Here is a 15,238-nt window from a genome sequence, read left to right as displayed (position 1 = left end):
CGGGCTGGAGAGCATTTCTTTCCAGTGGGCGATCCAGCCGACGGTCCGCGCCATGGCGAAGATCACGGTGAACATGCTGGTCGGAATGCCGATGGCCTTGAGAATGATGCCCGAATAGAAGTCGACGTTCGGGTACAGGTTGCGTTCCTTGAAGTACGGATCGGTGAGGGCGATCTCTTCCAGGCGCATGGCCAGCTGCAGCTGCGGGTCGTTCTTGATGCCCAGCTCATTCAGCACTTCGTCGCAGGTCTTCTTCATCACGGTGGCGCGCGGGTCACGGTTCTTGTACACGCGGTGACCGAAGCCCATCAGCTTGAACGGATCGTTCTTGTCCTTGGCTTTGGCGATGTACTTGTCGATGTTCTCGACGCTGCCGATCTCGTCCAGCATGCTCAGCACGGCTTCGTTGGCACCGCCATGCGCCGGGCCCCAGAGGGCGGCGATACCGGCGGCGATACAGGCGAACGGGTTGGCACCCGAAGAGCCGGCCAGGCGTACGGTGGAGGTCGAGGCGTTCTGCTCGTGGTCGGCGTGCAGGATAAAGATCTTATCCATGGCCTTGGCCAACACCGGGCTGATCGGTTTGATCTCGCAGGGGGTGTTGAACATCATGTGCAGGAAGTTTTCCGCGTAGTTCAGGTCGTTACGCGGGTACATCATCGGCTGGCCCATGGAGTACTTGTAGGCCATGGCAGCGATGGTCGGCATCTTGGCGACCAGGCGCATGGCCGAGACTTCACGATGCTGCGGGTTATTGATGTCCAGGGAGTCGTGGTAGAAGGCCGAGAGGGCGCCCACTACACCGCACATGATGGCCATTGGGTGGGCATCGCGGCGGAAACCGTTGAAGAAGCTCTTCAGTTGTTCGTGAACCATGGTGTGGTTCTTGATGGTGCTGACGAACTGGGTCTTTTCCTCTGCGCTCGGCAACTCGCCGTTGAGCAGCAGGAAGCAGGTTTCCAGGTAGTCAGACTTATCGGCCAACTGCTCGATGGGGTAACCGCGGTGCAGCAAAATGCCCTGATCGCCGTCGATATAGGTGATCTTCGACTCGCACGAGGCGGTGGACATAAAGCCAGGATCAAAAGTGAAACGGCCCGTGGCGGTTAAGCCCCGCACGTCAATTACATCGGGACCAACGGTGCCGGTTAAAACGGGCAGCTCGACGGGGGCTGCGCCCTCGATGATCAACTGCGCTTTTTTGTCAGCCATGTGTGGCCTCCTAGTTATGCTTGAAATCATCTGACAGCCCCCCACGCAGGGCCCGCACCACTATAGTGGGATAAATTCTAATGTCAATTTGCGAAAACCCAGACGGCAGAAGGGTTTGCGGGTGGTTTTCGGCGAAAATGCCGGGCTCTTTACGCCATTTATACAGGCTGCGCAATGCGCTTTTAGGTAGGGGGCTTCGCATTGTCATTAGTAACCTAACTGTCTATACTCTGCGCCCAACTACCAAGGGCTATAAAGCCCGTATTCTGGTGGTTGTCACTCCTTGGGTGATGGGTACCTGACCAGTGCACTTCCCGACAACTTTGCCCTGATAGTTAGGGGCTCTCAGTGTGATAAAAAAGCCGTGAATAGCCAAAGACCTGTAAACCTAGACCTTAGGACTATCAATCTCCCAATCACTGCTTACACGTCCATTCTTCACCGTATCTCCGGTGTCATCCTTTTCGTTGGCATTGCCGTGCTGCTGTACGGGCTCGACAAGTCGCTGGCGTCCGAGGAAGGCTTCGCTCAGGTGCAAGAATGCCTGACCAGTGCGCTGGCCAAGTTCGTGATTTGGGGTTTGTTGTCCGCTCTGCTGTACCACCTGGTGGCCGGTGTACGCCACTTGATCATGGACATGGGCATCGGTGAGACGCTGGAAGGCGGCAAGCTGGGCTCGCAAATCGTTCTCGTCGTCTCGGCGATCGTGATCCTGCTGCTGGGGGTGTGGATATGGTAACCAACGTCACGAACTTCTCGCGTTCGGGTTTGTATGACTGGATGGCACAGCGTGTATCGGCTGTCATTCTCGCGGCTTATGTGTTGTTTCTGCTCGGTTTCGTCGTGCTTCACCCGGGTCTGGGTTACGCCGAGTGGCAGGCGCTGTTCTCCAATAATGCGATGCGCATCTTCAGTCTGTTGACCCTGGTAGCGCTCAGCGCTCACGCCTGGATTGGCATGTGGACGATTTCCACCGACTACCTGACGCCAATGGCGCTGGGTAAGTACGCGACTGTCGTGCGTTTTCTGTTCCAGGCCGCGTGTGGCATCGCCATGTTCGCGTTCTTCGTCTGGGGCGTGCTGATTCTTTGGGGTATCTGATCCATGGCTAGCATTCCTACTCTTTCTTATGACGCCATCATCGTTGGCGGCGGCGGCGCGGGTATGCGCGCGGCCTTGCAGTTGGCCCAAGGCGGTCACAAAACTGCAGTGGTGACCAAGGTCTTCCCGACCCGCTCGCACACCGTATCCGCTCAGGGCGGCATCACCTGCGCCATCGCTTCGGCCGACCCGAACGACGATTGGCGCTGGCACATGTACGACACCGTCAAGGGCTCCGACTATATCGGTGACCAGGACGCCATCGAATATATGTGCTCGGTGGGTCCCGAGGCCGTGTTCGAACTGGAACACATGGGGCTGCCGTTCTCCCGTACCGAACAGGGCCGCATCTATCAGCGTCCGTTCGGCGGTCAGTCCAAGGACTTCGGCAAGGGTGGTCAGGCCGCTCGTACCTGCGCCGCGGCCGACCGTACCGGTCACGCCCTGCTGCACACCCTGTACCAGGCCAACCTCAAGGCTGGCACCTCGTTCCTCAACGAGTGGTACGCGGTCGATCTGGTGAAGAACCAGGACGGTGCCATCGTCGGCATCATCGCCATCTGCATCGAGAACGGCGAAACCGTCTATATCCGTTCCAAGGCTGTGGTTCTGGCCACCGGCGGTGCCGGGCGTATCTACGCCTCCACCACCAACGCCCTGATCAACACCGGTGACGGCGTGGGCATGGCCCTGCGTGCCGGCGTGCCGGTGCAGGACATCGAAATGTGGCAATTCCACCCGACCGGTATCGCCGGCGCGGGCGTGCTGGTGACCGAAGGTTGCCGTGGTGAGGGTGGTTACCTGATCAACAAGCACGGCGAGCGTTTTATGGAGCGCTACGCGCCGAACGCCAAAGACCTGGCCGGTCGCGACGTGGTGGCCCGCTCCATGGTCAAGGAAGTCATCGCCGGCAACGGTTGTGGCCCGGATGGCGACCATGTGCTGCTGAAACTCGATCACCTCGGCGAGGACGTGCTGCACAGCCGCCTGCCGGGTATCTGCGAACTGTCGAAGACCTTCGCCCATGTCGACCCGGTCGTCGCCCCGGTTCCAGTGATCCCGACCTGCCACTACATGATGGGCGGCGTGCCGACCAACATTCATGGCCAGGCCATCACTCAGGATGCCAACGGCAACGACAAGATCATCGACGGTCTGTTCGCCGTGGGTGAAGTCGCCTGCGTATCGGTGCACGGTGCCAACCGTCTGGGCGGCAACTCGCTGCTGGACCTGGTGGTATTCGGCCGCGCGGCTGGCCTGCACTTGGAAAAAGCCCTGAAAGAGGGCGTGGAAGTCCGTGGCGCCAGCGCAACCGACATCGAACTGTCGCTCAAGCGTCTGTCCGGGGTTAACGAGCGCACCACTGGCGAAGACGTGGCGCCGCTGCGTAAAGAGCTGCAACAGTGCATGCAGAACTACTTCGGTGTGTTCCGCACTGGCGAGTACATGCAGAAGGGCATCGCCCAACTGGCCGACCTGCGTGAGCGTATCGCGACCGTCAAGATCGCGGACAAGAGCCAGGCATTCAACACGGCGCGTATCGAAGCGCTGGAACTGCAAAACCTTCTCGAAGTGGCCGAGGCGACCGCTATCGCCGCCGAGGTTCGTAAAGAGTCCCGTGGTGCCCATGCCCGCGAAGACTTCGAAGAACGTGATGACGAGAACTGGCTGTGTCACTCCCTGTACTCCCCAGGTGAGAAGCGCGTAACCAAGCGCGCTGTCAATTTCTCGCCGAAGACAGTTCCGACCTTTGAACCCATGGTTCGGACTTATTAAGGGTGGCTGATATGTTGCAAGTCAGTGTTTATCGCTACAACCCGGAGCAGGATACTGCTCCGTTTATGCAGGACTTCCAGGTCGACACCGGCGGCAAGGACATCATGGTCCTCGACGTACTGGCGCTGATCAAGGAACAGGACGAAGGCTTCTCCTACCGTCGTTCCTGCCGTGAAGGCGTCTGTGGTTCCGACGGCATGAATATCAACGGCAAGAATGGCCTGGCCTGCATCACGCCGATTTCGGCGGCTGGCCTGAAAGGCGGCAAGCTGGTGATTCGTCCGCTGCCGGGGCTGCCGGTTATTCGTGACCTGGCTGTCGATATGAGCATCTTCTACAAGCAGTACGAGAAGGTGCAACCGTTCCTGCAGAACGATACTCCGGCTCCGGCCATCGAACGTCTGCAATCCCCGGAAGAGCGCGAGAAGCTGGACGGTCTGTACGAGTGCATCCTGTGCGCTTGCTGCTCGACCAGCTGCCCGTCCTTCTGGTGGAACCCTGACAAGTTCCTTGGCCCAGCGGCGTTGCTGCAGGCCTACCGTTTCCTGGCGGACAGCCGCGATACCAAGACCGAAGAGCGTCTGGCAGCGTTGGATGACCCGTTCAGTGTGTTCCGTTGCCGCGGCATCATGAACTGCGTGAACGTTTGCCCTAAGGGTCTCAATCCGACCAAGGCAATCGGCCACGTACGCAATATGTTGCTGCAAAGCGGTACTTGATTCGCCGTTTCTCTAGTTGGCTGTGGGTAACCACCGCTGGCTAGTGCTGTAACACCTACGGCGCTGGGTTCAACTCCAGCGCCGTAGTTTCAGCTAGAACCGCAGCTCACAAAGCCGCGGTGCTTAATTCGAAAAATATAACGACCAGCAGGGGCATCCGGGCTGGTGCCCGGACTATCTGCGGGATCCGTGGTGGCTTCAGTCGCTGCTTCAGGACTCAGGAAGCCATGCGGTTTCTACGCCGGTGGTGTCCCCTTACCGAGGGTGACCAAGCATGCAAGAAAGCGTGATGCAGCGCATGTGGGACAGTGCCCACCTATCCGGTGGTAACGCTGCCTATGTGGAAGAGCTCTATGAGCTTTACCTGCACGATCCCAACGCTGTGCCAGAAGAGTGGCGCACCTACTTCCAGAAGTTGCCGGCTGACGGCAGCGCCGCCACAGACGTATCGCATTCAACGATTCGCGATCACTTCGTCCTGCTTGCTAAAAACCAGCGGCGCGCCCAACCGGTGTCCGCCGGCAGCGTCAGCAGTGAGCACGAGAAGAAGCAAGTCGAAGTCCTGCGTCTGATTCAGGCTTATCGCATGCGTGGCCATCAGGCCGCCCAGCTCGATCCGCTTGGCCTCTGGAAACGTCCGGCTCCGGCCGACTTGGCGATCAACCACTACGGCCTGACCGACGCCGACCTGGACACCACCTTCCGTACCGGTGGTCTGTTTATCGGCAAGGAAGAGGCTACTCTGCGCGAAATTCGCGATGCGTTGCAGCAGACATATTGCCGCACCATAGGTGCCGAGTTCACCCACATAGTCGATTCCGAGCAGCGCAGCTGGTTCCAGCAGCGTCTGGAAAGCGTGCGCGGCCGTCCGCAATTCTCCGTCGAAGTGCAGAGCCACCTGCTCGAGCGCCTGACCGCGGCCGAAGGCCTGGAAAAGTACCTGGGCACCAAGTACCCGGGCACCAAGCGTTTCGGTCTGGAAGGCGGCGAGAGCCTGATTCCGCTGCTCGACGAAGTGATCCAGCGTTCCGGCTCCTACGGCACCAAGGAAATCGTCATCGGCATGGCCCACCGTGGCCGCCTCAACGTGCTGGTCAACACCTTCGGCAAGAACCCGCGCGACCTGTTCGACGAGTTCGAAGGCAAGAAGACCGACGGGCTGTCTTCCGGCGACGTGAAATACCACCAGGGTTTCTCCTCCAACGTGATGACCGCGGGCGGCGAAGTTCACCTGGCCATGGCGTTCAACCCCTCGCACCTGGAGATCGTTTCGCCGGTGGTCGAGGGTTCGGTACGCGCTCGTCAGGATCGTCGCAGCGATGCGATTGGCGAGAAAGTGTTGCCGGTTTCCCTGCACGGCGACGCGGCGTTCGCCGGTCAAGGCGTGGTCATGGAAACCTTCCAGATGTCGCAGACCCGCGGCTTCAAGACGGGCGGCACCATCCATATCGTGATCAACAACCAGGTCGGTTTCACCATCAGCAACCCGCTGGACTCGCGCTCCACCGAGTACTGCACCGATGTGGCGAAGATGATCCAGGCGCCGATCCTGCACGTGAATGGCGATGATCCTGAGGCGGTGCTGTTCGTCACCCAGCTGGCCGTCGACTACCGCATGCAGTACAAGCGCGACGTGGTCATCGACCTGGTGTGCTACCGCCGCCGTGGTCACAACGAGGCCGACGAACCCAACGGTACCCAGCCACTGATGTACCAGAAGATCGGCAAGCAGCGCACCACCCGCGAACTGTATGCCGATGCCCTGACCGCAGCAGTGCGCCAGAGCGCCGATGAGGTGCAGGCCAAGATCGACGACTACCGCACGGCGCTGGATAACGGCCAGCACGTGGTCAAGAGCCTGGTCAAGGAGCCGAACAAGGAACTGTTCGTCGACTGGCGGCCCTACCTGGGCCACGCCTGGACCGCGCGACACGACACCCGTTTCGAGCTGAAAACCCTGCAGGAACTGTCGAACAAGCTGCTGGAAATCCCGGAAGGCTTCGTCGTTCAGCGCCAGGTCGCGAAGATCCTCGAAGACCGCCAGAAGATGAGCGCAGGCGCGCTGCCGATCAACTGGGGCTACGCCGAAACCATGGCCTACGCCACCCTGTTGTTCGAAGGCCACCCGATCCGCATGACCGGCCAGGACATAGGTCGCGGCACCTTCTCGCACCGCCATGCGGTGCTGCACAACCAGAAGGACGCCGCCGCCTACCTGCCGCTGCAGAACCTCTACGAGGGTCAGCCGCGCTTCGATCTGTACGACTCCTTCCTCTCCGAAGAAGCCGTGCTGGCGTTCGAGTACGGTTATGCCACTACCCAGCCACAGTCGCTGGTGATCTGGGAAGCCCAGTTCGGCGACTTCGCCAACGGTGCCCAGGTGGTGTTCGACCAGTTCATCTCCAGCGGCGAGCACAAGTGGGGCCGCCTGTGCGGTCTGACCATGCTGCTGCCGCACGGTTATGAAGGGCAGGGGCCTGAGCACAGTTCGGCGCGTCTGGAACGTTATCTGCAACTGTGCGCCGAGCACAATATGCAGGTCTGCGTGCCGACCACCCCGGCGCAGATCTACCACCTGCTGCGTCGTCAGGTCATCCGCCCACTGCGCAAGCCATTGGTCGTATTGACTCCGAAGTCGCTGCTGCGCCACAAATTGGCCATCTCGACCCTGGAAGATCTGGCCGAAGGTTCGTTCCAGACCGTGATTCCAGAAACCGATGCACTGGATCCGAAGAAGGTCGAGCGTCTGGTGCTGTGCAGCGGCAAGGTCTATTACGACTTGCTGGAGAAGCGTCGCAACGAGGGCCGCGACGATATCGCCATCGTGCGTATCGAGCAGCTCTATCCGTTCCCGGAGGACGATCTGGCCGAGGCGTTGGCGCCGTACAAGAACCTCAAGCACATCGTCTGGTGTCAGGAAGAGCCGATGAACCAGGGGGCTTGGTATTGCAGCCAGCACCACATGCGTCGCATGGCGACAGCGCACAAGAAAGCGCTGTTCCTCGAGTACGCCGGTCGTGAAGGCTCTGCCGCTCCGGCTTGTGGTTATGCCTCGATGCATGCGGAACAGCAGGAAAAACTCCTGCAGGACGCCTTTACTGTTTAACGCCTTCGCGTAATAGGCGGCCCACAAGGGCCGCCTTGTGAAGAAACCGAATTTAAGGAATTACTGACAATGGCTATCGAGATCAAAGCCCCTACTTTCCCGGAATCGGTTGCCGATGGCACCGTGGCGACCTGGCACAAGAAGCCGGGCGATGCGGTCAAGCGCGACGAGCTGATCGTCGACATCGAGACCGACAAAGTAGTGATTGAAGTACTGGCCGAGGCCGACGGCGTCCTGGCGCAAATCATCAAGAACGAAGGCGACACCGTACTCAGCAACGAGCTGCTGGGCACCCTGAATGAAGGTGGTGCTGCCACGCCGGCCCCGGCGGTTGCCGCACAAGCCGCTGCCCCAGCCGCTGCCGCTGTTGCCGGCGACGAGCAGATCCTCTCGCCAGCCGCGCGCAAGATCGCCGAAGAAAACGCCATCGACCCGAACAGCATCGCCGGCACCGGTAAAGGCGGGCGCGTGACCAAGGAAGACGTGGTCGCCGCCGCCTCCGCCAAGAAAAACGCTCCGGCCGCTGCGCCAGCTGCCAAGCCTGCTGCGCCGGCTGCCGCCGCGCCGCTGTTCGCCGCCGGCGACCGCGTCGAGAAGCGCGTGCCTATGACCCGCCTGCGCGCCAAGGTGGCCGAGCGTCTGGTTGAAGCCCAGTCGTCCATGGCGATGCTGACCACCTTCAACGAAGTCGACATGACCGAAGTCATGGCGCTGCGTTCGAAATACAAAGACCTGTTCGAGAAGAAGCACAACGGCGTACGCCTGGGCTTTATGTCGTTCTTCGTCAAGGCGGCCACCGAAGCGCTGAAGCGTTTCCCGGCTGTCAACGCCTCGATCGACGGCTCCGACATCGTCTACCACGGCTACTCCGACATCGGTGTTGCCGTGTCCAGCGACCGTGGCCTGGTGGTACCGGTACTGCGCAATGCCGAGCTGATGAGCCTGGCTGAAATCGAAAGTGGCATCGCTACCTTCGGCAAGAAAGCCAAAGACGGCAAGTTGTCGATCGATGATATGACTGGTGGCACCTTCACTATCACCAACGGCGGCACTTTCGGTTCTATGATGTCGACCCCGATCGTCAACCCACCGCAAGCAGCCATCCTGGGGATGCACAACATCCTGCAACGCCCGATGGCGATCAACGGTCAGGTTGTTATCCGCCCGATGATGTACCTGGCGTTGTCCTACGACCACCGCCTGATTGATGGTAAGGAAGCCGTGACCTTCCTGGTGACCATCAAAAACTTGCTTGAAGACCCGGCTCGCCTGTTGCTGGACATCTAAAAGCCAGTCTCTCCCACGGCGGCCCTGAAACAGGGCCGTCCGGTTTATTCGAGAAGGAATACGTTATGACCCAGAAATTCGACGTGGTAGTCATCGGTGCCGGCCCTGGTGGCTATGTAGCCGCCATCAAAGCAGCTCAGCTCGGCCTGAAGACTGCCTGCATCGAGAAGTACCAGGACAAAGAGGGCAAGATCGCCCTCGGCGGTACTTGCCTGAACGTCGGTTGCATTCCGTCCAAGGCGCTGCTCGACAGCTCCTGGAAATACCACGAAGCGCACGAAGGCTTTGCCATCCACGGCATCGAAGCCAAGGGCGTGACCATGGACGTGCCGGCCATGATTGCGCGCAAGTCGAACATCGTGAAAAACCTCACCGGCGGTGTCAGCACCCTGTTCAAGGCCAACGGCGTAACGCTACTGGAAGGCCACGGCAAGCTGCTGGCGGGCAAGCAGGTGGAAGTCACCGCGCTGGATGGCACCACCCAGATCATCGACGCCGCGCACGTGATCCTGGCTTCCGGCTCCAAGCCGGTGGACATTCCGCCGGCTCCGGTCGATCAGGACGTCATAGTCGATTCCACCGGTGCCCTGGAATTCCAGAGCGTGCCGAAGAAGCTGGGCGTGATCGGCGCCGGCGTGATCGGCCTCGAGCTGGGCTCGGTCTGGGCCCGTCTGGGTGCCGACGTCACAGTGATCGAGGCCCTGGACAAGTTCCTCCCGGCCGCCGACGAGCAGATCGCCAAGGAAGCGCTGAAAACCCTGACCAAGCAAGGCTTGAAGATCCGTCTGGGCGCTCGCGTCACCGGTTCGGAGGTGAAGAAGAAGCAGGTCACCGTCAACTTCACTGACGCCGATGGCGAGCAGAAGCTGACCTTCGACAAGCTGATCGTAGCGGTCGGCCGCCGCCCGGTAACCACCGATCTGCTGGCTGCCGACAGTGGCGTGGACATGGACGAGCGCGGCTTTATCTTCGTTGACGACCAGTGCGCGACCAGCGTACCGGGCGTCTACGCCATCGGTGACGTGGTGCGTGGCGCCATGCTGGCGCACAAGGCCTCGGAAGAGGGCATCATGGTCGCCGAGCGCATCGCCGGCCACAAAGCCCAGATGAACTACGACCTGATCCCGTCGGTGATCTACACCCACCCGGAAATCGCCTGGGTCGGCAAGACCGAACAGCAGTTGAAGGCCGAGGGCGTTGCGGTCAACGTCGGTACCTTCCCGTTCGCCGCCAGCGGCCGCGCCATGGCGGCCAACGATACCGGCGGTATGGTCAAGGTGATCGCCGATGCCACTACCGACCGCGTACTGGGTGTACACGTGATCGGCCCGAGCGCTGCCGAGCTGGTTCAGCAAGGCGCGATCGGCATGGAGTTCGGCACCAGTGCCGAGGATCTGGGGATGATGGTGTTCTCCCATCCGACCCTGTCCGAAGCGCTGCATGAAGCTGCGCTGGCAGTGAATGGCCATGCCATTCATATCGCCAACCGTAAAAAACGTTAAGTAGTTGTTTGTTTGAGCCCCAGCCTTCACTGGAGGTAGTGTGCCAGCGAAGGCCAGGGCTTATGCAGGAAGAACCACGGCAGACCGCCCGCGTACAGCTTAGGTTGCTGCGCGGAACGTCAGTCGGATTGCTGGAAAAGGCAATCACAGGTGGTGCGGCACCATAAGTGCAGCACCGTATGCGCAATACCTAAACGAAGACGGTAGACAAGCATGAATCTCCACGAGTATCAGGGTAAGCAGCTGTTCGCTGAATACGGCCTGCCCGTATCCAAGGGCTTCGCCGTAGACACCCCAGAAGAAGCCGCAGCAGCTTGCGAAAAAATCGGTGGCACCGAATGGGTCGTCAAGGCTCAAGTGCACGCCGGTGGCCGCGGTAAAGCGGGCGGTGTCAAACTGGTTCGCAACAAGGAAGACGCCAAAGCCTTCGCCGCCAACTGGTTGGGCAAGCGTCTGGTGACTTACCAGACTGACGCCAACGGTCAGCCTGTGACCAAGATTCTGGTCGAATCCTGCACCGATATCGCCAAGGAACTGTACCTGGGCGCGGTAGTCGACCGTTCCAGCCGCCGCATCGTGTTTATGGCTTCCACCGAAGGTGGCGTGGACATCGAGAAAGTGGCGCATGACACCCCTGAGAAGATCCTCAAGGCCACTATCGATCCGCTGGTCGGCGCGCAGCCGTTCCAGGGCCGCGAGCTGGCGTTCCAGTTGGGTCTGGAAGGCAAGCAAGTCGCTCAGTTCGCCAAGATCTTCGTGGGCCTGGCCAAGCTGTTCCAGGACCATGACCTGGCACTGCTGGAAGTGAACCCGTTGGTGATCAAGGCTGACGGCGATTTACACTGCCTGGATGCCAAGATCAACATCGACGCCAACGCCATGTACCGTCAGCCCAAGCTGAAGACCTTCCACGATCCGTCGCAAGACGATCCGCGCGAAGCACACGCTGCCAAGTTCGAGCTGAACTACGTAGCGCTGGAAGGCAACATCGGTTGCATGGTCAACGGTGCCGGCCTGGCCATGGGCACCATGGACATCGTCAACCTGCACGGCGGCAAGCCGGCCAACTTCCTCGACGTGGGCGGCGGCGCTACCAAGGAACGCGTAACCGAAGCGTTCAAGATCATCCTGTCCGACAGCAACGTCGCGGCCGTACTGGTCAACATCTTCGGCGGTATCGTGCGTTGCGACATGATTGCCGAAGGCATCATCGGCGCAGTGAAAGAAGTCGGCGTGAAAATTCCGGTGGTTGTGCGCCTCGAAGGCAACAACGCCGAGCTGGGCGCTAAAGTACTGGCAGAAAGCGGTTTGAACATCATCGCGGCTACCAGCCTGACCGATGCTGCTCAACAAGTCGTTAAAGCTGCGGAGGGCAAATAATGAGCGTCCTGATCAATAAAGACACCAAAGTTATCTGCCAGGGTATTACCGGTTCGCAAGGTAGTTTCCACACCCAGCAAGCCATCGAGTACGGCACCCAGATGGTCGGCGGCGTGACGCCGGGCAAAGGCGGCACCACTCACCTGGACCTGCCGGTCTTCAACACCGTGAAAGACGCCGTAGCCGCCACTGGCGCCACCGCCAGCGTGATCTACGTTCCGGCACCGTTCTGCAAGGACTCCATCCTTGAAGCGGCGTTCGGCGGCATCAAGCTGATCGTGTGCATCACCGAAGGCATCCCGACCCTCGACATGCTCGACGCCAAGGTCAAGTGTGACGAACTGGGCGTGGTCCTGATCGGCCCGAACTGCCCAGGCGTTATCACTCCGGGCGAGTGCAAGATCGGCATCATGCCGGGCCACATCCACCTGCCAGGCAAAGTAGGCATAGTGTCGCGTTCCGGCACCCTGACCTATGAAGCCGTCAAGCAGACCACCGACGCCGGTTTCGGCCAGTCCACTTGCGTGGGCATCGGCGGTGACCCGATCCCGGGTTCCAACTTTATCGACATCCTCAAGCTGTTCCAGGCAGACCCGAAGACCGAAGCGATCGTGATGATCGGTGAGATCGGCGGTTCGGCTGAAGAAGAAGCGGCTGCCTATATCAAGGCCAACGTGACCAAGCCGGTGGTGTCCTATATCGCCGGTGTGACTGCCCCTGCGGGCAAGCGCATGGGCCACGCCGGTGCGATCATCTCCGGTGGTAAAGGCACTGCGGACGAGAAGTTCGCCGCGCTGCAGGACGCCGGTGTGAAAACCGTGCGTTCCCTGGCTGACATCGGCAAGGCCCTGGCCGAGCTGACCGGTTGGGAAGTCAAGAACGCCTAAGGCGTTTCTTGCTGGACAAGAGGCCACCTTCGGGTGGCCTTTTGTTTTTCAGGCTTTGGCTCTCCAGCTTAATAACAGGTCGCACTCTACTAAGATCATTGGCAGGACAGGCTATAGGCTCAAGCATTGGCTCGATGCAGTCGATAAGCACTGCAGACGGGGTATCGAGCCGCCGCCTGCCTTTCCCGCTGCCAGAGGAAGCCTCTTTATGCGTTGGTTCGCCGATCTGCGGATTGCCTACAAGATCGCCATAGTGCCGGCGGTGCTCTGCACCCTGCTGGTGGTACTGGGCCTGGTGTCATCCCTGTCGCTGCGCAGCATTGCCGATCGGGTCGAGGTCGTGACCCGCGATCTCGGGCCGAGCATGGATCTGGTGGCCCAGGTCAGCGACAGCATGGCGCGCCTGCAACTGTCCGTGAGCCAGTATGCGCGCAGCGGCGAGGCCGGCGCCGAAGGCCAGTTCACCGAGCTGGACGCGCGTTTGCGCACCGCCCTGCAACAGGCGGGTGCGCGCCTGCATGATGCCGAGCACAGGCGCATGCTCGACGCCATGGGCGATTTGCATGGGCAGTACAGTGCGCTGTTTCGCGAGCGCCTAGTGCCCTTGAGCCAGCAGCGGCAGGCCCTGGTCAGCGGCGAGCTGAGCCAGCATGGGCCGGCGATTGAGCAGGTGTTGTCGGCGGTGCTGAGCAATGCCCAGCAAAGCTTCAACCTGGATGCGGTGTTCTACGCCAGTGCTGCCATGCGCAACCTGCTGCTGGGCAGCCAGTACCTGTATCGGTTCTTACAGGAAAACCAGGAAGAGCAAGTCAAGGCTTTTACCCTCGAGCTGGACAATGCGCAGAGCATGATCAGCGTGTTGCGCGACCGCAGTAGCAGCGAACGCCTCACCACCCAGCTCAACCAGGCGCTGGAAAGCCTGGAGCTGTACAAGGCCGCGGCGGCCAAGGTGGTCGAGTTGGTGCGGGCGCGCAATGACACCCTGCAGCAGATGGATCGCATCGATCCGCAAATCTCCGACCTCGCCAGTCGCTTGCAGCAGAGCCTGATGGGCGCGATGCAGGAGGCGGCCAGTACGGCGGATAATACGGTGCTGCAGGTCAATCAATTGCTCTGGAGCCTGCTGGCCGCGGCCCTGCTGTTTGGGGCATTGCTGGCCTATGGGGTGGGTGCTGCCCTGGTGCGCGGGCTTAGCCAGATCAACCTGATGCTGCAGGACATGGCCGAGGGTGAAGGCGACCTGACCAAGCGCCTGCCTATCCATGGGCGTGATGACATCGGCCTATTGGCCAGCAACTTCAATACCTTTGTCGAGAAAATCCGCGTCACTGTGGCCGAAGTGGCCCAGGCTTCACACACCCTGGAGCAGGCCGGGGAGGACCTACAAGGCTCGGCGCAGCGAGCCCACCAGGATGTCGAACAGCAACGCGACGAGAGCACTCAGATCGCCTCGGCGATGATTCAGATGGCGGCCAGTGCCCAGCAAATGGCGCAGAGTGCCGAGCACGGCCAGCAACTGTCGCGGGAAACCCGCAAGGCGGCCGACGACGGCCTGCATCGCGTGCAGGGCAATCGCCAGGCCATGAACAGTCTGACCGACAAGGTCGGCCGTCTGGCCGAAGTAATAGAGTCGCTCAGCGCCGACAGCGAGCGCATCGGCTCGGTGCTGGCGGTGATCCGCTCGATTGCCGAGCAGACCAATCTGCTGGCCCTCAACGCCGCTATCGAAGCGGCGCGAGCCGGCGATCAGGGGCGGGGGTTCGCCGTGGTGGCCGATGAGGTGCGCAGCCTGGCCCAGCGCACCCAGGCCTCGACGGAAGAAATTCAGGACATTATCCAGACCTTGCAGCGGCGCAGTCAGTCCTCCATCGAGATGATGGGCGAGAGTCAGCAGGCGGTGGACTTGGCCCGCGACAGCGCCGAGCAGACCAGCAGTTCACTGCAACGCATCACCTCGGCGGTGGATGCCATCGACCAGAATATCCAGCAGATGGTCGCGGCCGCCGCCGAGCAGGCGAAGGTGGCGGAGGAGGTCGGGGCTGGCGTGGTGCGCGCCAACAGCATCAGCGAGGATACCTACGCCACTGTCGAGCAGACCCGGGCGGCGGCGCAAAGCATCCGCGAACTGGAAAGTCAGCTGAGTCGGCTGATCGAGCAGTTTCAGACCTGAGTCGATCTCCAGCGGGCAGGTTGAAGTGATGACCGCCGCTTGGGCAAAGCGCAGAGCGTGCCGGCCTAAAGCCAAACAGGCCAGTGCACTTTGGTGCA

At 60.7% G+C, this 15,238-nt stretch carries 11 protein-coding genes and 1 pseudogene; 11 read left to right on the top strand and 1 reads right to left on the bottom strand.

All coding sequences use genetic code 11. The features are described 5' to 3' along the window. Positions 1–1,212 (bottom strand): citrate synthase (gene gltA, locus Q8Q83_RS02360; protein ID WP_305620798.1); only part of this gene is annotated, 1,212 nt, incomplete at its 3' end. 364 nt (positions 1,213–1,576) lie between these two features. Here gltA and sdhC point away from each other — a divergent pair. From sdhC to Q8Q83_RS20165, 11 genes and pseudogenes are all read left to right on the top strand, one after another. Then, positions 1,577–1,951 (top strand): succinate dehydrogenase, cytochrome b556 subunit, encoded by a 375-nt coding sequence (sdhC, locus tag Q8Q83_RS02355; protein WP_305620796.1) that lies wholly within the window; start codon positions 1,577–1,579, stop codon positions 1,949–1,951. Then, complete coding sequence (sdhD, locus tag Q8Q83_RS02350; RefSeq protein ID WP_305620794.1) at positions 1,945–2,313, top strand: succinate dehydrogenase, hydrophobic membrane anchor protein; 369 nt, start codon at positions 1,945–1,947, stop codon at positions 2,311–2,313. Before sdhC ends, sdhD begins: the two co-directional genes overlap by 7 nt. Positions 2,314–2,316: 3 nt before the next feature. After that, the gene (gene sdhA, locus Q8Q83_RS02345; RefSeq protein ID WP_305620792.1) at positions 2,317–4,089 is read left to right on the top strand and encodes a succinate dehydrogenase flavoprotein subunit; all 1,773 of its coding nucleotides are present in this window, start codon (positions 2,317–2,319) and stop codon (positions 4,087–4,089) included. 11 nt (positions 4,090–4,100) lie between these two features. Beyond that, entirely contained in the window at positions 4,101–4,808 is a 708-nt protein-coding gene (locus tag Q8Q83_RS02340) for a succinate dehydrogenase iron-sulfur subunit (protein ID WP_305620790.1), read from the top strand. A 274-nt stretch (positions 4,809–5,082) separates the two neighbouring features. Continuing rightward, entirely contained in the window at positions 5,083–7,914 is a 2,832-nt protein-coding gene (locus tag Q8Q83_RS02335) for a 2-oxoglutarate dehydrogenase E1 component (protein ID WP_305620788.1), read from the top strand. Between the two features lie 69 nt (positions 7,915–7,983). Continuing rightward, the gene (odhB, locus tag Q8Q83_RS02330; RefSeq protein ID WP_305620786.1) at positions 7,984–9,201 is read left to right on the top strand and encodes a 2-oxoglutarate dehydrogenase complex dihydrolipoyllysine-residue succinyltransferase; all 1,218 of its coding nucleotides are present in this window, start codon (positions 7,984–7,986) and stop codon (positions 9,199–9,201) included. A gap of 65 nt (positions 9,202–9,266) precedes the next feature. Continuing rightward, a complete protein-coding gene (lpdA, locus tag Q8Q83_RS02325) occupies positions 9,267–10,703 on the top strand; it encodes a dihydrolipoyl dehydrogenase (RefSeq protein WP_305620784.1) in 1,437 nt (478 codons plus the stop codon). 213 nt (positions 10,704–10,916) lie between these two features. Then, positions 10,917–12,083: an ADP-forming succinate--CoA ligase subunit beta gene (gene sucC / locus Q8Q83_RS02320; RefSeq protein ID WP_305620782.1), complete on the top strand. Its 1,167-nt coding sequence runs from the start codon at positions 10,917–10,919 to the stop codon at positions 12,081–12,083. Further along, positions 12,083–12,970, top strand: coding sequence for a succinate--CoA ligase subunit alpha (gene sucD, locus Q8Q83_RS02315; RefSeq protein ID WP_305620780.1), 888 nt, complete (start codon positions 12,083–12,085; stop codon positions 12,968–12,970). Before sucC ends, sucD begins: the two co-directional genes overlap by 1 nt. Positions 12,971–13,178: 208 nt before the next feature. Next, positions 13,179–14,282: pseudogene (locus Q8Q83_RS20170) on the top strand (HAMP domain-containing protein); the annotation flags it as partial. A 144-nt stretch (positions 14,283–14,426) separates the two neighbouring features. Then, complete coding sequence (locus Q8Q83_RS20165) at positions 14,427–15,140, top strand: methyl-accepting chemotaxis protein (RefSeq protein WP_371132348.1); 714 nt, start codon at positions 14,427–14,429, stop codon at positions 15,138–15,140. Positions 15,141–15,238 lie beyond the last annotated feature (98 nt).

The sequence above is a fragment of the Pseudomonas sp. genome, from assembly GCF_030696055.1.
Classification (GTDB): Bacteria; Pseudomonadota; Gammaproteobacteria; order Pseudomonadales; family Pseudomonadaceae; genus Aquipseudomonas.
The sequence above is the reverse complement of the archived record's forward strand: the minus strand, read 5'-3'. Positions and strand labels throughout refer to the sequence as shown.